This is a genomic window from Bacteroides sp. 2_2_4 (genome assembly GCF_000157055.1).
Lineage (GTDB): Bacteria > Bacteroidota > Bacteroidia > Bacteroidales > Bacteroidaceae > Bacteroides > Bacteroides ovatus.
On sequence record NZ_EQ973359.1, the window covers coordinates 350,168 to 368,063 of the forward strand.

Consider the following 17,896-nt stretch of genomic DNA (forward strand, 5'->3'; position numbering starts at 1 on the left):
ACGACTCTATTTCAATAGGAAATACAGATGGAGCATTCTCTCTGATATGTATGGTTTATGTAGGGTTTTAAAGGCAACTATACATATATAACATATTGAAATACAAATCAATGGAAAAATAGTGCATAGTATGTATAGTTTTTTATGCAAACCATATTATATATATTTTTTCCATACGCAATTTACATATAAACTATACATACTATACATTAAATTTCCATTGACTTAATAATGAATGATTTACACATGTATAGTTATGAAGTAAACTATACATATACTATACATTTTCAGAAGTAAAACTATACATCGGACATTCACTTTTGTAATTTATCATTGGAAAAGCCTTAAAAACATCCATTATTGGCTCCAAAAAAGAAAAAAAATAAAAATCTTACCGGGATTGAAACATGCTTGGTGTCTTGGGTAGCCGGGGGGGGTGCCCTCCCTGCTTTCATTATCCAGTTAACCGGCAAAGAAGGAGAAAAGCCGCGTTTTATCTTGATTCTCTTTATATTATACCTATAATATTAAATATTATCCGGCTTTTCCGCTCCTTCTGCTTTCCGCTTTGCTCGATCAGCTATAAAAAGGCTGCATCTATAACATTGCAAAGGTAGATAATAATGTACTGTTTCCTCTTCTTCCGTGTTTTCGTCCTTCTTCATTTGCTGGAGATCGGCTATTTTCATTAATACATCCGCGCGATCTTTGCCCCTTAAATAAGGTAGGGTTTGTTCGAGGCCTGATAAAACAGCGTCTTTATCTCGGTATTGTACAACATTCCCGGCTTTTTCTTCCTCTTCTGTTTCTGTGTTTTTCTTTTTCTTCTTGCTTTTGGGGCTATCATTGTCAGGAAGGAAGGCGGCGCGGTTATCTTCAAAAGACCGTATTAGTTTATTAATGCCGGGTTTATCCTTTGCAAGTTGGGCGGCTCCGCGTTGCGCCGTTTCTATTTTGGTTGATCGTGGTCTAAATATAGTTGCGTATGCTTCGCCACGACTGGCACCGGATGCAACAAGCATACAAAAGAAAACATCATCCGGGGTTAATTGATAAATTTGCTGTAAATCTGTTACGCGCTTACTGTACACCATATAAAACGATATGAAAGAGTTTATTATATTGGCGTCTCGCGCTCTGTAACTTGCTACAAAGTTAAACAAAGGCTATAAATAAAGCAAATAAGCGTATTTAAACACCTATTTTCTATAAATATTTCCTTACTTCTTAAATACTTTATATTTATCATCATATTATTTATTAATTTATTGATAATCAATATATTATATCAATATTAATAAATGTAAAAACGGAGCATTTTATTAAAAAATAAAAGTACATTTTGTTTTGTATTACAAATATTATTCGTATCTTTGTAATACAGAAAAGGAGATAAAAGACCGGATCACCTTCCACAAATTCCGCTTTTACTTCTTCTTGGTTGAGTGTTTAATTTAAAATATAAGATCATGGAAGTATTACTAAACTTACAAAACAAAAATGTAACGCTAAACGCCGTACATGTAGCCCCAGAGGGCACAAACTGTTGCAACCGTTTGAAGGTTCATTTTGATGTGTTTCAAGAAACGGCGAAAAAAGCCGCTATTATAAGACTATCAACGGCAAATAGTTTTGAACTGATTCACTATCAAGATAAACATATAGCGTTATTAATTCCTTTTGATCGCATTCAAAAGATTTCATATTAATAAAAAACCGGGTCGAGTTTGGCGACTCTTCCCGGCCTCCCTTTAAACTTTGCGTTTATCGGATCACCTTCCACAGTGATAACGCAAAGTTAAGGGAAAAACAAAGACAAACCAAGTTTCACCCTTTAAATTTTGCGTTATGAACACAGATTTATTAATTATCTATATTCGCAATTCTCGCGATATTTACGCGCTTACTGAATGGCTGCAAAATGCACTCTTGAAAAAAGTAAACCGCGGTTTAACTCCTTCCGTTGAATATCTTGCAAACTGTTCTACTATGAAAAAGATCGTCCGGATGGCGGCTAAAATGCTTTCCGATCAGGATCATAAGACCGCAACCAAGCAAGAAAAAGAACAAGCGGCAAGAGAACACGCGGCCTATATTATCGGATGCGTGGAATATCTTTCTAAATTCTAATAATAACTATTTTTCCGGGGTTGTCATGGCTCCGGGTTACTTCTTACTTTTCATTATTCACCCTTTAAAACTTTGTATTATGACTACTACAAATAGACTTTGTTACACAGTATCAAAAAGATATATTCAAGCCGGGACAACCTTTGAAATCAATGTTAAAATATTACTGGCTGATGATTGCAAAAATAATATATGCGATTGGAGTATAACGGCGGATATTTACGAACAACGCAAAAACGGGCGTTTCGTTTGGTGTGCTGGTGGTTGCTGCCATGAAGAAATACTAAAGCGTTTCCCACAGTTTAAAATGTTCGTTGATCTTCATTTGTCTAATCATTACGGCGCGCCAATGTACCCAGTTGAAAACGGTTTTTACCATATTACGAACAGCAGCAAAGAAACTGCAATTAACTATTTGCGTATCACGGAAACGGAATATAATTTGCTTCATCAGGCAGAAGATAAACAATACTTTAAATACCTCCTTTATATGCTCGGTATCGTTGAACGCTGGAAAAGAGAATCTAACGAGGCTTTAAAAAAGCTGGAAGAGTTAACCGGGCAAACATGGGAAAACCCATATAAGCCGGAAAACGAACGTTTTACTTTGAAATTGACGGACGAAGGACGTACAACTATAACTAACAGAATAAACGATGGTTATTATCGCCCTGAAGCTGTACAAGCGCGAAAAGACGAAGAAAAGCGCAAAGCATACGAGAAAAAACGCGCTGAAATAATTAACGATTGCAAAAAGAAACAACAAAAGGCCGAAAATGAAAAGCGGGTTATGTTGGCCGTTCTTGATGCCGGGTTATCATTACGTAATGTAATATATTACGATCATAGTAACGAGCTTGTTTTTAATTGGAAAGACTACGAAACAAAAGTAACGGAGAACGATTTTAATAAATTTGTTTCCAGTGTTAACCGTTCTTTGTTGCCTGCTGGCATAACTTTTAAAATGAAATAAAAATGTTTTGTTTAATGCTGCTTTTATTCGGTGCCGTGGTGTTTATCTCCGGCACCGATCCCAAAAAATTAAAAGACTTTATAAATAAAGACGATCAATCAGACAGATTTTAAATTTATGGAGAAAAAGATATTATATCATATTGGGTTATACGGATTTAGAAAGCTTATAGTTTATGTAATAAAGGATAACGGGGATCGTACGTCTGTCGTTAGTCTTAATGGAAACGGTTCATTCCCTTTTCACGTTTGGAACTGTAATTTACATAACATAAACGAATAATACAAATAATTCCACCGCGCCGGGCGGTTTCCCGGCATTCCTTTAAACTTTGATATTATGACTACCTATATAATAGAATCCCCAAACGGAGAAACGCACAAATTAGAAGTATTCCGCACCGCAACCGGGTTTAGTGTTTATGTTGATGGCTCAAATATATGTGAGAGCATAACGGAGGAAGATTTTTTGCAAGAGCTTGAAAACCCTACTTTCTAACATGGTGGGCGTAATTATTTGGCTAATAGTAGTTTTATTAATCTGCTTTAGCGTGTTTGGCGGTCTTTGGCTGCTTCCTATTTACTTGCTTTTTTGCCTTGCTTTAGGCTTTTACTTTGGTGTAAAATATCTAACTATTTAATGTTATGAATGAAAAAGAATTTAACGGCCTCATTTTGGCCGAATTGGTTAAAATAGCAAACGACGTTTTTACAAATGAAATAGAAATAGCTCCCGGCACCTATACCGCCGCGGAGCTTGCAAAGCTGAAAGATGCCAACGGTAACGAGATAAATATAAAATATCTTTGCGTTGACGCCCAACTAAATATAACGGATTTTAGGACTGTACAAATAAACAGCTTTAAATGTTCCTTTCCAGTGGATCAGGTTTTTAATCTTGTTTGGCAATTTGAAAAGCTGATAGGCACCAAACAAGCCAATAAAACAAGGTTTACCAAAATAGAAGAGCGCGAAAATATTGTTTGCTCCTTTGATATATGGATTACAAAAGAGCATCTAAATATCACTAAATTAGTAACAAAAGATTCTCTAAGACCAGCATTTAATTATATTTATCTTGATCCTTACAAATCGGCTTTAGTCGCTTCTGATGGGCGTACATTAAAAGAATACCCCGTAATTATTGAAACATCCGGGCTTTTGCCTGACAGCCTGAAATTATTTATCAATCCCAAGCATTTAAAAGAAATGGTTGGCCGGTGTTCTGTTTGTGTTTGTAATCAGGAAGGCGGCAATATTACAGAAATAACCAACGATAAGAAACAAACCTTTGTTTGTGATTTTGCCGGATATTTCCCTAATTACCGGCTTGTGTACCCCAATCTTTCAAAAGACGGATTTATAAAGATTCAGAAAAGCGAATTAAAAGCGGTTGCCAGTTTTGTAAAAGAAATAGCCAAACGAAACAAAAAAAGCGGTTTTTCACTTCGCACTATTGCCGGAGAGAATAAAGTTTATTTATCTTATAATGATGCAGACAGTAACGGACACAAAGAACTTTGTGTAACATTGGAAAAAGCCGCTTTAATTGATATAAAGTTAGGTTTCTTTGCATCAAACGTTATCCCATTGCTTCCCGGCTGGACTGGTGGCGTGTGGCTGGTGGCACCTGATCGGGCGGTGGTCTTTGATGATAAGATGGCGCGTATAGGTGTGGTTATGCCTGCGTTTATAAATGATTCTATTTGCCCGAACCTAAAATGTAATATAAAGGCTTTGGATCGCGCCAAAGCTCCGATCATCACGGAAAAAGAACCGGTAAGAGAGCCGGAAAAACATTTACCGACCTTATATGTGGATGCACAAACGAAAACACCGGCGTTTGTCTTTACTTTGGTAGCTCTGATAGATTTTATTTCCCGTTGGTTTTATCAGGATCAAATAAACAAAGCATTACAGAGGCTAACAATGTTAACCGAACTATCCGGCATTTCTTTGCCTGAACTATTGACCGAACCAGTAAGCGAAGAAACAAACGCAAATGTACCCGAACCAATAACAGAGGATGAACCAGTACGCGCATACACACCCGAACTATTGTATATTGATCGGCCTTTGGTTTTCCCGGTGCCTATCTTCATACATAAACATGAACGAATTATCAGCCGAACCGTTGTGCCCGAACTATTGAATCACCAATGTATAGCGTTACTATTTGTTTCCATGATGTTGCCCGAACTATTACGGCGATATGTTTGGGGAACAATCCGACCAAAGGCAAATGCAGATGAACTATTTTGGGGAGATTTCAGACGTTTTCACACCAAAGGTAATCATCGAATCAGAGACGGAACAAAAGAGGCAAACAAACCTAAATTACAGCCATTTCAAACGAATTATTACATATATCAATGAATCATTATGGAAGAGAATAAACAAGCCAAAAGAAGTTATCGCCGAAACAAACCGGTTACGAAAAGTAAGGTCTATGCTATTAGACTGGATATTGATTTGGTTGATTTTGTCAGAGAGCAACCGAACATGAGTAAATTTATTAATGAACTGATCCGAAAGGAGAAGGAAAATACCCTAAAGTATGAATGAAAAATCAAAAGCTTTTGAACTGATAGAATTTGTTTGGAACAATGAAAAGACTGATTCTTATTTACGAGTCAACATAGCCATGTATGAAGCAGTAAAGTTGGCTATAATATCTCAAATGAAATTCAATAAAGAGGATTTTCAGAATATATTTTCAAAATTCAGCGGTGGTTACTGGTTTGGAGTCAACGCCAACGGTAAGGGCTATGGTGAAAATTTCTATCGGGAAGCTGTTACTTCGGGAAATATTTCAGCCTGCCAAAGCTATGAAGCATTCTGCAATATTAAACCCTTCATAGACTCCAAAGGCAGAAGGTTATGCAAAGGGGCAATGTACCGGGATAATGAGAAACGTTATAGGGTGACGGGATTTGATTTCAGCACTAAAAAAGTCTATTTAGTAGGTTATGCCATAAGTGATTGGGAAGAAAAAGGCAAAAAGACTCTTTTCAACTTTACCAACAACGAATGGAACGAATTTAGAAAACAAATAAAGCAATTTTAGCATAATTATGAATCAAAAAGCAAAAGATTATATCAGACGTAACACTTTGGATTTGGAAAGTGACAACCGGATGGATTCTACCGGCTATGTGCAATATGCCATATCAGAAGCAAAAGCCTATGCAGCAATAGCGATAGCCGAAGAAGGAATGAGACAAAAAGCCATTGAAGCATTCAAATTTGCCGTTGATGGTTATTTTATAATTGGCGGTACCGATTATTCAGCCAGTAGATTAAATGAATTTATTAAAAAACTTGACTCTTAATATTTATGAGAATAATAAAATTCAGAGGCAAAAGCCTTAATACAAAGATGTGGGTATATGGTGATCTGAACCATAGAGGTAAAAGAACATTCATAGAGTATGAGGTTGATTGCAAAACAATCGGCCAATTTATAGGCAAAACAGATAAAGAAGGTACAGAAATTTACGAACATGACATTATTAGTGTTAATGGTAAATATCCCAAATTGGTTAAATACATAGATGAATATGCCTGCTTTTGCCTTGCCAATATCAGCGACTTAAATAAAGAATGGATGAACCCATGGCAACAAATTTCACCTGATTGGTGGAATGATTTCAAACGGGAAATTCGAGTCATAGGAAATGCTTTTGATAATCCTGAATTGATGAAAGAAGGAGCCAACCATGAATATGCCATATAGAACCAGTCGTGACTATCAGCTTCTTAAAAAGCTACTGGATGAAGGAAAAGAGATCGTATGTTTTACAGACTTTCCGATAGATAACCGGATTTTCCGCGATGTTTGTAAAGCAAGAAAAATAGGAGAAGGCCGATACTCTGTTACTTGCCGTGGTTGTGAATATGCTTCATTTTGGGAAAATCACAATTACAAATGGACGTTTGAAGATGAAATGCGGATGGCTAATATAGAATTTATTGAACCAAATATTTAATTGATATGAAAGCTGTTATAATATATTCAGGCAAAGGCGGCGTAGGCAAAACCACAACAACCGCAAATATAGCAAGATTGCTTGCAAAACAAGGGAATAAGGTGTTTATCATTGATGCAGATATAAACACCCCGTCAATGAACACCGAATTTGAAGGCGATCATCCGCATGAAATGATTTGGGTACACTCTTCTGGAAATATGTTTTCCAAGTTTATTTACTTGGAAAAATCAATGGTAAGGCAATATCTTGAACTGGCTAAAAAGAAAATACACTCTATCAACCCGGATTATGTTCTTATTGACACGCCTCCAAGTGTTACAAACGTGCATATAGAACTTCTTAGTAGGGTAAAAGTAAGTTATGTGCTGTTTGTCACCCAACCCACGAAATTAAGCAACCAAGATGTATTGCGTACAATGGACTTCTTTCATGAAAGATGTGGGAAGGTTAATTGTGGTATTGTGGAGAATATGTGCTACGGTACAGAACATAATGAATACCCAATAAGACTTGTTGCACAAATACCCATGCAGGACAACATGAATACCGAAAACCTGCTAACCAATGCCTATAATGAGTTTCAAAAGATAGTTGATGAAATCGTACAGAGTGATATTGTTGTTCTTGAAGAATATTCCACCGAAAACGGATATGATGAAAACTTTGATGTTACGGATATACACATTACCGGCTCACGAAAACATTACTTTACCCATGAACTTAAATATGATAATGGTGTAGAAAAAACTCTTACTCTACCTGCTATGAAATTTCTGTCTGTAAGAACATGGGATAAAGTAAGAGATTATATCCGGTTCCATGATGATATGGGACATCTTTGGGACGAGAGAATGAGAAGATGTGATACAGAAAGGGTTGGCAGAGTAGTAAATCATTTCCAAAATGACGATAACGCCTATTTTATGGTTATAAATGCGCCAAACACGGAAGTTCATCTCATTACCGGAGAAATTGGAATCTGTTCTTTATTGACCGGACAGAGAGGGCATTTTGAACTACCAAGAGTCAGTTATCAAACAAGTAAAGGAAACGTGGTGCTGTTCCCTGATGAAATCATGCCAGTAGATATAAATCTGCTACAACAAGAAATAAATGAAGGCTATATAATGTTAAGTGACGGGAGATACTTACCACCGAAAGAAGCGGTACAACAATGTTACAACGCTTTCGGCATAAGGGTTGGTTTAGGTGATAATTGGGAAGATATTTATGATGGTTGGAATAAAGAAATGAAATAAAAATGAAAGACTTACGCATAGCATTCTTGGCAAAATACCCAAAATATGAAATTATACTCAACATGTATAGTCGGGCAAATGATTGCCCGGCAACATGGGAGAATCTTTCAAAAGTCCGATTGCAGACTTTTGTTGATTATATGGAAGAACGGCTGGCACCAAACTCTGTTCGCCAATATGCCGCCAAATTAAAAGCTGTATTGAACTTGTATAATGAAGAGGTTGAGCTACCTAAAGACTATAATAAAATCCTTTCAGTAAAAAATGTGAGAAGCACTAATGTTTGGCTTACTGATGAAGAACTTGAACGAATTATCACCTATGTTCCCAAGAATGCCAACGAACAATTGGTGCGCACACAATTTTTAATAGGAGCCTTTACCGGTTGCCGTCATAGTGACTATACACGGTTGAATAACCGTAATATAGTGGGTGGAATGATCTCTTATGTCAGCCTAAAAACTAAAACTCATGCCACAGTGCCATTGAAGCCAATCGTGAAAGAGCTACTAACAAATTTGCCTAAAGAAGAAGTTAGTGATCCGACATTCAACAATAATATCCGTAATATTTGCCGGAAAGCCGGAATCACAGAGGCGGTTAAAGTATTCAAGGCTGGAAAGGAAGTGGAAGGTGAAAAATGGGAATTTGTTTCAAGCCACACGGCACGCCGGAGTTTTGCAACCAATTTGTATTTACGCGGTGCCGATTTATACTCAATAAGCCAAATGATGGGACATGCAAGCGTGGAAATGACTCAAAATTATCTTTGCTGTGGTCTCCGTGAACAATCGGCACAAGTTATGGAGTATTTTAAATGAAACAAGCCACGCTAAATATCGGTAGAACTATTTTAGCGTGGCTCTCTTATACTATGACAAAATCCGTTCCAGCATCTCAAAGTCTTTTTCCACTTCGGCATTCAGAACTTTAGCATATTGTTGTGTGGTGCGTACATTTGTATGACCGAGCATTTTACTCACATTTTCCATTTTAACCCCATTGTTCAGGCACATTGTCGCAAATGTGTGCCGACTCATGTGGACGGTCAAATTTCTATCAAGCTCTGCATAATCAGCAACTATTTTAAGCCGCAAATTGTATTGTTGATTACTGATAATCGGAAGCACATAATCATATTTTCTCAATATTTCCATTGCAGGAGACAGTAATACGATAAAATAGTTTTCTTCTGTCTTTAAACGAATATCCAATATAACATACTTATTGCCGCGTTTTTGTACGTCACGTTTGAAATTGAATTTAGCAAGATCAGCATAGGATATTCCAGTATATGCCTGAAAAATAAAAAGGTCACGGACTCTACAGATCGTTTCCGAGTCTATTTGAGCATCTTTCACTTTCTTCAATTCTTCGGCAGTCAAATATTTCCTGATGGCATGTTTGCCACGGGAAAAACGCTCACCCTTATACGGATCATTTTTTAGCAAATCAAACTTTATGGCCTCGTGGATATAACGTTTGTTACGTTTATGATAGTTATATATTGTCGGCTGTGAATAGCCCTTAGCATGTAACCAATCATCATACAATGTGATATTGGCTTTTGTGAGATCAGAAAAATATATTATTCTATCAAATTCACGTAATGAAGCCGCAAATGTCCGATGGGAAGCTTTGGTACTTTCCGTTATATCTCCACGTTCTTCAATCCTTCTTTCTACAAAGTCAACAAAACTTTCTGATTTATTGGTATATCTCAAAAATCTATCCAGCTTATCAAAATCAAAAACTTCCTTTTTGCTGATAAGTTCATTAATCCAATTTTGGATAACCCGGAGTTGTTCGTCAAGACACTGGTTCAATTGAATCATTTCAACCGAATTGATTATCTTCTTTCGATCATTCCATTGGTCGGAATAGACTTTAACGCCGGTTCCGATCCATTTTCTCTTACCTTCGCTCAAAACTTCAATTTGAACGAGTCCCTTGTGTGTCTTTGTCGCAACCTTTTTACGATCAAAGACGAATCTCATTGTCGGATATTTCATATTCTTTTGAGTTTTGGTATCTACTGATTATCGCTACAATAAAAAAAATGGTATCAAAGGCGGTATCATTATAGGTGAAAATATCGGTAAAAATCGGGAAATACTGGTAAGTTTCCGGTAAATATGCACCCAATTTTTGTATGTTTTTCATCTACTTCCAGCACTTTAATTGCCTGATACACAACAAAAAAGGGAGTAACCAATGTTACTCCCTTTCGCGGTGCGTACGGGACTCGAACCCGTGACCCCATGCGTGACAGGCATGTATTCTAACCAACTGAACTAACGCACCAAAATATTCACTTTAGCATCTCTCTCGATTGCGGATGCAAAGGTAGATATTTTTTTGAAACCTGCAATAGCTTCAGTATCTTTTTTCTGAAAAAGTGGGTTTATTAAGAATTATCGTGTACATTTGCAGCTACTAATAAAATAGAAAATAGAATGAAAAATACACCAATTGAACGACATCTGATTGACGAAACCATCAATGAGTTTCAAATTGTCGATTTTTCCAAAGCTACCATTCGTGAAGTGAAAGCTATTGCTTCAAAAGCAGAAACAGCATCGGGAGTTGAATTTATCAAAATGGAAATGGGTGTTCCGGGACTTCCTCCTTCCGCTGTAGGCGTGAAAGCGGAAATTGAAGCATTACAAAATGGCATTGCCAGTCTATATCCCGACATCAACGGATTGCCGGAACTAAAGAAAGAGGCATCCAACTTTATCAAAGCATTCATCAACGTAGATTTAAGTCCGGAAGGTTGTGTGCCTGTCACTGGTTCCATGCAAGGTACATTCGCTTCATTTCTTACTTGCAGCCAATGTGACGAAAAGAAAGATACGATTTTGTTTATCGATCCAGGGTTTCCGGTACAGAAACAGCAGTTGGTTGTAATGGGGCAAAAGTTTGAAACATTTGATGTGTATGACTACCGCGGAGAAAAACTGAAAGAGAAACTGGAAAGCTATCTGAAAAAAGGAAATATATCAGCCATCATTTATTCAAATCCCAATAATCCCAGCTGGATTTGCCTGAAAGAAGAAGAATTGAGGATTATCGGTGAATTGGCAACACTGTATGATGTGATTGTTCTGGAGGATTTGGCTTATTTTGCCATGGACTTCCGCCAAGATTTAAGTAAACCGTATCAACCTCCTTTCCAGCCATCAGTTGCCCATTATACGGACAATTACGTATTGCTGATTTCCGGCTCAAAAGCATTCAGCTACGCCGGGCAACGTATTGGGGTAAGTTGTATCTCTGATAAACTATACCACCGAAGCTATCCGGGACTGACCAAACGATATGGTGGCGGAACTTTCGGAACGGTTTTCATTCACCGTGTGCTTTATGCGCTTTCTTCAGGAACTAGTCATTCTGCACAGTTCGCCATGGCCGCCATGCTGAAAGCTGCCAACGAAGGACAATATAATTTCCTTAACGAAGTGAAGATATACGGTGAAAGAGCACGGAAATTAAAAGAAATCTTCCTCCGTCACGGTTTTCATCTGGTATATGACAACGATCTGGGCGAGCCGATTGCAGACGGATTTTATTTCACCATCGGTTATCCGGGAATGACCAGTGGCGAACTGGCGAAAGAATTGATGTACTACGGAGTCAGCGCTATCTCATTAGTAACTACAGGAAGCCATCAGGAAGGATTGCGCGCGTGTACCTCTTTCATTAAAGACCACCAATATGCTCAACTGGATGAAAGAATGAAACTATTTGCTGAAAATCATCCGATAGCCTGATTATTTGACATAAGATATTCATAAAAGCCATTCTTAAAATGAAAAAAAACGGAAAGAACGATTGTTATTCCGTTTTTTTTCTTACTTTAGTGGCATGAATATCGACTCTGACATATTTAAGATTCAATCGAATAATGTGTTGCCATCGAGAGGAAGGATTTTAATATCAGAACCTTTTCTACGTGACGCAACGTTTGGCAGATCCGTAATTTTACTGGTCGATCATACGGATGAAGGAAGTATGGGATTGGTTATCAACAAGCAACTGCCATTGTTCCTTAACGATATCATCATGGAATTTAAATACCTGGATGAGATTCCTCTATACAAAGGTGGACCTATTGCCACTGATACCCTATTTTATCTCCACACATTATCTGATATCCCCGGATCCATTTCTATCAGTAAAGGGCTTTATCTGAATGGAGATTTTGATGAAATAAAGAAATATATATTACAAGGGAATAAAATCAGTGAATGCATTCGTTTCTTCTTGGGATATTCCGGTTGGGATAGCGAACAGTTGAGCAACGAAATCAGAGAAAACACTTGGTTGGTGTCCGAGGAAGAGAAATCATATCTGATGAAAAACAATATTAAAGATATGTGGCGGAAAGCTTTAGAGAAGTTAGGCAGCAAGTATGAAACGTGGTCACGTTTCCCACAAGTGCCTACTCTCAATTAATTTCTCATTTCTTAGGATTCAAACATTGGAGAAGCAATGCATCTTTGTAACAACCCTCCACCTGCAACCAGTTTTTTAATAATCCGCATTGAACGAAACCACAAGAGGTGAACAGTTTTACACATACTTCATTATCCGTCATGACATGTGCATAGAGTTGACTTAAAGACAGAAAATCAAAAGCATATTCACAAAGCAATTTCAATGCATCAGTAGCATAACCTCGTTGCCGATAATCCTTATGGACGGCAATCCCTACTTCTCCCCGCGAATGAAGGGGTACAAAATCTGTTATATCAATTGTGCCGAGTATACACTGGTCAGATTTGCGTACAATCATCAGCCGCAATTGCTTATCGGCAAACACATCGCACTGTGAGCCTTCGATGTATTGACGAAGCACATAACGGGAATAAGGAACCGTAAAATTACTAATATCCCACATTGAAGGGTCATTTTCCATCTCGTACATAATGTCCATATCTTCCGGTTCTACCGCACGAAGATAGATACGCTCGTTCATCAAGAAAGACTGTCTCATAGCTTTTCTTCTTTTGCAATGTGAAGTTCGTTACGCAATCTCTTCTCACTGGGCAGGCAGAAAAGTGACGCCGTGAGGCCAATCAGCATACAGAGGTTACCCGTACTGCTCAACGTCAGGTAGTAACACAAAAGGTTCACTACAATAGCTACTTCAAGCACTCCCAAGCGAACAATGTTCCATTGCACATATCGCTTCAAGGCAAGCGTGATAGTCATGTGATCTATCTTTTTCTTAAGCACCAAGCTAAATAATTTGAGAGAAAGAGGCACACACAAAGCAGTGAGCAAAATGCCGACCGTCTCAAAATAATAGGTAGCTGATGCGTTATCTACCAAACCTCCTACGGGAAAAAGTTCAAATTCTCCTGCCCCAAGCAAAAATGCCGGGAGCACCCAAAAGAAAACATAACTGATATTCAAATTTCTGACAGCTCGTTTTATCTGTTCTTCCATGTTCGTTCTTAAATGATTAATAATGATTATACAGTTCCGGTAAAAAGCGTCCGGTTCACAATACTGCGTCCTAAAGTTACTTCATCGGCATATTCAAGTTCATCACCAACCGATATGCCACGGGCTATCACACTTAGTTTAACCCCTAGTTTATCCAGCTTGCGATAGATATAGAAGTTGGTAGTATCCCCCTCCATCGTAGTGCTCAATGCCAGAATAACTTCTTTGATTCCACCTTCAGCCACCCGCTGCACCAGGCTTTCAATTTGAAGGTCACTCGGTCCGACTCCGTCCATTGGAGAAATAACCCCACCCAAAACGTGATAAAGCCCGCGATACTGCTGGGTTGCTTCCACCGCCATTACATCACGGATATTTTCCACCACACAGACAGTGGAAACATCCCGTTGCGGATTAGCGCAAATCTGGCAAGTTTCAGTATCGGATATATTATGACACACTTTGCAGTATTTCACCTCACGTTTCAACGTTATGATAGAATTTCCGAAAGCTTCCACCGTAGCCGTATCCTGACGGAGCAGATGCAGAACAAGCCTCATAGCCGTCTTACGCCCGATACCCGGAAGTTTGGAAAATTCGCCGACTGCCTTTTCAAGCAGTATAGAAGGATATTGTTGGTTCATAGATAATATTTGCTGTTCTATCGATAAAACCTTGCAAAGATACAGATTATTGTTTTTAATACCTACAAAAATTGCTACCTTTGCATCTGTTATGATGATACTAGTCACTATTCTTTGCTACTTCGCGGTATTATTACTAATAGCCCGTATCACCGGACGTAAGGGCGGATCGAATGCAGCGTTCTTCAAGGGAGAGAACCAATCACCTTGGTATATAGTCTCTTTTGGAATGATTGGCGCCTCTATCTCCGGAGTCACTTTCGTCTCTGTACCGGGAATGGTGCGCGGAATGGATATGACGTATATGCAAACGGTACTCGGATTTTTCTTCGGATACATGGCCGTAGCCCATATCTTACTTCCTTTATATTATAAGTTGAATCTGACAAGTATCTACGGATATCTCGGCACCCGCATCGGGATGCGTGCCTATCGCACCGGTTCCTTTTTCTTTCTGCTGTCACGCATGTTGGGAACCGCAGCCAAACTTTATCTGGTATGCCTCATTCTCCATACGTATGTATTTCAGGAAATGCACGTTCCCTTTTGGCTGATTGCTGTCGGTTCGGTTGCATTGGTATGGATATATACTCATAAAAGCGGAATAAAGACCATTGTGTGGACAGATACCTTACAAACATTTTGCCTGATTGCCGCTCTGATTTTTATCATCTATTTTACGATCCAAAGATTAGACCTTAACTTCAGCGGCATTGTGCAAACAATCCAAAACAGCGAACACAGCCGTATTTTTGTATTTGACGACTGGGTATCCCGACAGAACTTCTTCAAACAGTTCTTCAGTGGTATCTTCATCGTCATCGTAATGACCGGACTGGATCAGGATATGATGCAAAAGAATCTTTCTTGCCGGAACCTCCAGGAAGCACAAAAAAACATGTACTGCTACGGTTTCTCATTCATTCCGCTAAATTTCCTTTTTCTATGCTTGGGAATTCTATTAATAGCGCTAGCGGGACAGATGCACCTCGAACTGCCAGCCATGAATGATGATATACTACCCATGTTTGCAGCCCAAGGTTATCTGGGACAATCCGTATTGGTACTTTTTACAATCGGTATTATCGCAGCAGCTTTCAGCAACTCGGATTCCGCCCTGACAGCCATGACAACCAGTGTATGCGTAGACCTGCTGAATACGGAAAAAGACACAGAAGAAACGGCACGTCGCAAAAGAAGCAAAGTGCATTTATCGTTATCAGTCTTATTGGCATTCTTCATCTGCCTGGTAGAAATACTTAATAATAAGAGCGTTATTGACGCCATATATATCATCGCCTCCTACACATACGGCCCCCTGCTTGGAATGTTTGCTTTCGGACTTTTTACACGCAGGCAAACGAACGACCGGTGGGTTCCTCTCATAGCCATCCTTTCACCACTGATCTGCTATCTTGCCGACTGGTGGATTGAAAAAGAAACCGGATATAAATTCGGTTATGAATTGCTAATGTTAAATGGAACGCTTACCTTTGCGGGGTTAATTTGTATGTCTAAAAAAGGGAAAACGCTGAAAGTACCATGAAAACAGGTACTCCGAAGTTTATAATAAATAATGGCAGAGTTTATTATAAACTGCGCAATAGTTTATTATAAACAATGAACAAGTTTATTATAAACGATTTTACAAAGAAATAAATGACAAGAAAATGGAAATAACAAGTGCTGAATTTGTGATTAGCAATACGGACGTGAAGAAATGCCCAGCCGGTATTTTCCCGGAATATGCCTTTATAGGCCGTTCGAATGTGGGTAAATCAAGTCTTATCAATATGTTGACCAGCCGTAAAGGTCTGGCCATGACCTCTTCTACTCCGGGAAAAACGATGTTAATCAACCACTTCCTTATCAATAAGAATTGGTATCTCGTCGACCTTCCGGGATATGGCTATGCCCGACGCGGACAAAAAGGGAAAAACCAGATACGCACCATAATCGAAGATTATATCTTGGAACGGGAGCAAATGACCAACCTCTTTGTCCTGATAGACAGCCGGCTGGAACCTCAAAAAATAGACCTCGAGTTTATGGAATGGCTGGGCGAGAACGGTATCCCCTTCTCTATCATCTTTACCAAAGCCGACAAGCTAAAAGGTGGACGTTTAAAAATGAATATCAATGCCTATTTACGTGAGTTGGGCAAACAATGGGAAGAGCTCCCTCCTCACTTCGTATCTTCCTCGGAAGACCGCACAGGACGTGTTGATATACTCAATTACATAGAAAACATAAACAAGGATCTCAATGTTAAATGAAAGAAGAATGAAAATGAAAAAGAGTTTTTTACCTATTGCCTTTTTGGCAGTATTTATGCTAACGGCAACTAACAGCCAGGCGCAATCATGGTCCGACTTATTAAATAAGGACAACATTTCAAAAGTAGTAAATGCCATCACCGGAACCACCGAATCTATCGACATGACCGGAACATGGAGCTACAAAGGTTCGGCGGTAGAGTTCGAATCGGATAACTTACTAATGAAAGCAGGCGGAGCTGCCGCAGCTACTATGGCTGAAAATAAGCTGAACGAACAATTAAGCAAAATAGGTATTAAAGACGGCCAAATGAGCTTCACTTTCAATGCCGACAGTACTTTCACCAGCACAGTGGGCAAGAAAACATTGAAAGGCACTTACTCCTACAATGCTTCAACCAAACAAGTTGATTTGAAGTATTTGAAACTTCTGAATCTGCACGCTAAAGTAAATTGCAGTTCCAGCTCACTGGAGTTACTGTTCAACTCGGACAAACTGTTGAAACTAATGGCTTTCATCGGTAGCAAAAGTAGCAGTACCGCACTGAAAACAGTTAGTTCACTGGCTGAAAATTACGATGGAATGATGCTCGGATTCCAACTCTCAAAATAGCAAAAGAGAATCGTTTAATACTATTTCGCACTCCATAAAGTATATTTTAGGGGAAAAGCATTATCTTTGTCGTTTGTAATCAAAAAGAGAAGGAAAAATGAAAAAGATACTTTTTTTAATGACGCTGTTAGTAATGGGCGTAAGCTTTGCATTTGCACAAACAAATGCAGATATCAAGTTTGACAAAACAACTCACGATTTCGGTAAGTTTTCTGAAAACAGCCCGGTTGTCAGTTGCACATTTACCTTTACTAATATCGGCGATGCCCCGCTGGTGATCCATCAGGCTGTAGCCTCTTGCGGATGTACAGTACCCGAATATACAAAGGAACCCATCATGCCGGGCAAAAAGGGAACAATCAAGGTGACTTATAACGGAACAGGCAAATATCCGGGACATTTCAAAAAATCAATCACCTTGCGTACCAACGCCAAAACAGAGATGGTAAGATTGTATATCGAAGGCGATATGACAGCAAAAGATGCAAAGTAGGAAAAAATAGACTATTACATAAAGGAGAATCTTTCGGTTCTCCTTTTTTTTTGTTTACTTTGA

General features: G+C 38.6%; 22 protein-coding genes and 1 tRNA gene. 17 read left to right on the forward strand and 6 right to left on the reverse strand.

Features of this window, described 5'->3' with window-relative positions; all coding sequences use genetic code 11:
* Positions 1-527: 527 nt before the first annotated feature.
* Entirely contained in the window at positions 528-1,094 is a 567-nt protein-coding gene (locus BSCG_RS15625) for a hypothetical protein (protein ID WP_004327397.1), read from the reverse strand.
* A gap of 375 nt (positions 1,095-1,469) precedes the next feature.
* Between BSCG_RS15625 and BSCG_RS15620 the strand changes: the two genes are divergently transcribed.
* The 11 genes from BSCG_RS15620 to BSCG_RS15570 all read left to right on the forward strand — a co-directional run bounded on the left by BSCG_RS15620 (position 1,470) and on the right by BSCG_RS15570 (position 9,174).
* The gene (locus tag BSCG_RS15620; protein WP_004327398.1) at positions 1,470-1,709 is read left to right on the forward strand and encodes a hypothetical protein; all 240 of its coding nucleotides are present in this window, start codon (positions 1,470-1,472) and stop codon (positions 1,707-1,709) included.
* Positions 1,710-1,848: 139 nt separating this feature from the next.
* Positions 1,849-2,130, forward strand: coding sequence for a hypothetical protein (locus BSCG_RS15615; RefSeq protein WP_004327399.1), 282 nt, complete (start codon positions 1,849-1,851; stop codon positions 2,128-2,130).
* Between the two features lie 79 nt (positions 2,131-2,209).
* Positions 2,210-3,103: a hypothetical protein gene (locus BSCG_RS15610; RefSeq protein WP_032849482.1), complete on the forward strand. Its 894-nt coding sequence runs from the start codon at positions 2,210-2,212 to the stop codon at positions 3,101-3,103.
* A 644-nt stretch (positions 3,104-3,747) separates the two neighbouring features.
* Positions 3,748-5,478: a hypothetical protein gene (locus tag BSCG_RS15605; protein WP_008775848.1), complete on the forward strand. Its 1,731-nt coding sequence runs from the start codon at positions 3,748-3,750 to the stop codon at positions 5,476-5,478.
* 6 nt (positions 5,479-5,484) lie between these two features.
* Positions 5,485-5,667, forward strand: a complete 183-nt coding sequence (locus BSCG_RS15600) for a hypothetical protein (protein WP_007854243.1) — start codon at positions 5,485-5,487, stop codon at positions 5,665-5,667.
* Entirely contained in the window at positions 5,660-6,169 is a 510-nt protein-coding gene (locus tag BSCG_RS15595) for a hypothetical protein (protein ID WP_008775849.1), read from the forward strand. The genes BSCG_RS15600 and BSCG_RS15595 overlap by 8 nt, the downstream gene beginning before the upstream one ends.
* Positions 6,170-6,176: 7 nt before the next feature.
* Positions 6,177-6,434 carry a hypothetical protein gene (locus BSCG_RS15590; protein ID WP_004326977.1) on the forward strand — a complete coding sequence of 86 codons (258 nt, stop codon included), beginning with the start codon at positions 6,177-6,179 and terminating at the stop codon, positions 6,432-6,434.
* A gap of 5 nt (positions 6,435-6,439) precedes the next feature.
* Positions 6,440-6,838 carry a YopX family protein gene (locus tag BSCG_RS15585; protein WP_007854240.1) on the forward strand — a complete coding sequence of 133 codons (399 nt, stop codon included), beginning with the start codon at positions 6,440-6,442 and terminating at the stop codon, positions 6,836-6,838.
* Positions 6,822-7,091, forward strand: coding sequence for a hypothetical protein (locus BSCG_RS15580; RefSeq protein ID WP_007854238.1), 270 nt, complete (start codon positions 6,822-6,824; stop codon positions 7,089-7,091). The genes BSCG_RS15585 and BSCG_RS15580 overlap by 17 nt, the downstream gene beginning before the upstream one ends.
* A 5-nt stretch (positions 7,092-7,096) precedes the next feature.
* Positions 7,097-8,353, forward strand: a complete 1,257-nt coding sequence (locus BSCG_RS15575) for a P-loop NTPase (protein WP_008775850.1) — start codon at positions 7,097-7,099, stop codon at positions 8,351-8,353.
* 2 nt (positions 8,354-8,355) lie between these two features.
* Positions 8,356-9,174, forward strand: coding sequence for a site-specific integrase (locus BSCG_RS15570; RefSeq protein WP_008775851.1), 819 nt, complete (start codon positions 8,356-8,358; stop codon positions 9,172-9,174).
* A 51-nt stretch (positions 9,175-9,225) separates the two neighbouring features.
* Here the strand turns inward: BSCG_RS15570 and BSCG_RS15565 are convergent, their stop codons facing one another.
* Together BSCG_RS15565 and BSCG_RS15555 are read right to left on the reverse strand one after the other, a co-directional pair.
* A complete protein-coding gene (locus BSCG_RS15565) occupies positions 9,226-10,365 on the reverse strand; it encodes a site-specific integrase (protein WP_008775852.1) in 1,140 nt (379 codons plus the stop codon).
* 218 nt (positions 10,366-10,583) lie between these two features.
* A tRNA-Asp gene (locus tag BSCG_RS15555) sits at positions 10,584-10,657 on the reverse strand.
* Between the two features lie 152 nt (positions 10,658-10,809).
* Between BSCG_RS15555 and BSCG_RS15550 the strand changes: the two genes are divergently transcribed.
* Both BSCG_RS15550 and BSCG_RS15545 read left to right on the forward strand, forming a co-directional pair.
* Positions 10,810-12,126: an aminotransferase class I/II-fold pyridoxal phosphate-dependent enzyme gene (locus BSCG_RS15550; RefSeq protein WP_004300428.1), complete on the forward strand. Its 1,317-nt coding sequence runs from the start codon at positions 10,810-10,812 to the stop codon at positions 12,124-12,126.
* 94 nt (positions 12,127-12,220) lie between these two features.
* Positions 12,221-12,811 carry a YqgE/AlgH family protein gene (locus tag BSCG_RS15545; RefSeq protein ID WP_008775855.1) on the forward strand — a complete coding sequence of 197 codons (591 nt, stop codon included), beginning with the start codon at positions 12,221-12,223 and terminating at the stop codon, positions 12,809-12,811.
* Between the two features lie 4 nt (positions 12,812-12,815).
* Here the strand turns inward: BSCG_RS15545 and BSCG_RS15540 are convergent, their stop codons facing one another.
* Genes BSCG_RS15540 through recR form a run of 3 tightly spaced genes read right to left on the reverse strand, consistent with a single transcriptional unit; the run spans position 12,816 to position 14,451 of the window.
* Complete coding sequence (locus tag BSCG_RS15540; RefSeq protein WP_004311640.1) at positions 12,816-13,352, reverse strand: GNAT family N-acetyltransferase; 537 nt, start codon at positions 13,350-13,352, stop codon at positions 12,816-12,818.
* Positions 13,349-13,807: a hypothetical protein gene (locus BSCG_RS15535; RefSeq protein WP_004311639.1), complete on the reverse strand. Its 459-nt coding sequence runs from the start codon at positions 13,805-13,807 to the stop codon at positions 13,349-13,351. Before BSCG_RS15535 ends, BSCG_RS15540 begins: the two co-directional genes overlap by 4 nt.
* A 26-nt stretch (positions 13,808-13,833) precedes the next feature.
* Positions 13,834-14,451, reverse strand: coding sequence for a recombination mediator RecR (recR, locus tag BSCG_RS15530; RefSeq protein ID WP_008775856.1), 618 nt, complete (start codon positions 14,449-14,451; stop codon positions 13,834-13,836).
* 91 nt (positions 14,452-14,542) lie between these two features.
* On the opposite strand from recR, the gene BSCG_RS15525 reads away from it, so the two are divergent.
* From BSCG_RS15525 to BSCG_RS15510, 4 genes are all read left to right on the forward strand, one after another.
* Complete coding sequence (locus BSCG_RS15525) at positions 14,543-15,997, forward strand: sodium:solute symporter (RefSeq protein ID WP_022199365.1); 1,455 nt, start codon at positions 14,543-14,545, stop codon at positions 15,995-15,997.
* Positions 15,998-16,121: 124 nt separating this feature from the next.
* Positions 16,122-16,727, forward strand: coding sequence for a ribosome biogenesis GTP-binding protein YihA/YsxC (gene yihA, locus BSCG_RS15520; RefSeq protein WP_008775858.1), 606 nt, complete (start codon positions 16,122-16,124; stop codon positions 16,725-16,727).
* Entirely contained in the window at positions 16,717-17,340 is a 624-nt protein-coding gene (locus BSCG_RS15515; protein WP_008022156.1) for a DUF4923 family protein, read from the forward strand. The genes yihA and BSCG_RS15515 overlap by 11 nt, the downstream gene beginning before the upstream one ends.
* 97 nt (positions 17,341-17,437) lie before the next feature.
* The gene (locus BSCG_RS15510) at positions 17,438-17,833 is read left to right on the forward strand and encodes a DUF1573 domain-containing protein (protein WP_004300420.1); all 396 of its coding nucleotides are present in this window, start codon (positions 17,438-17,440) and stop codon (positions 17,831-17,833) included.
* Positions 17,834-17,896: the final 63 nt, after the last annotated feature.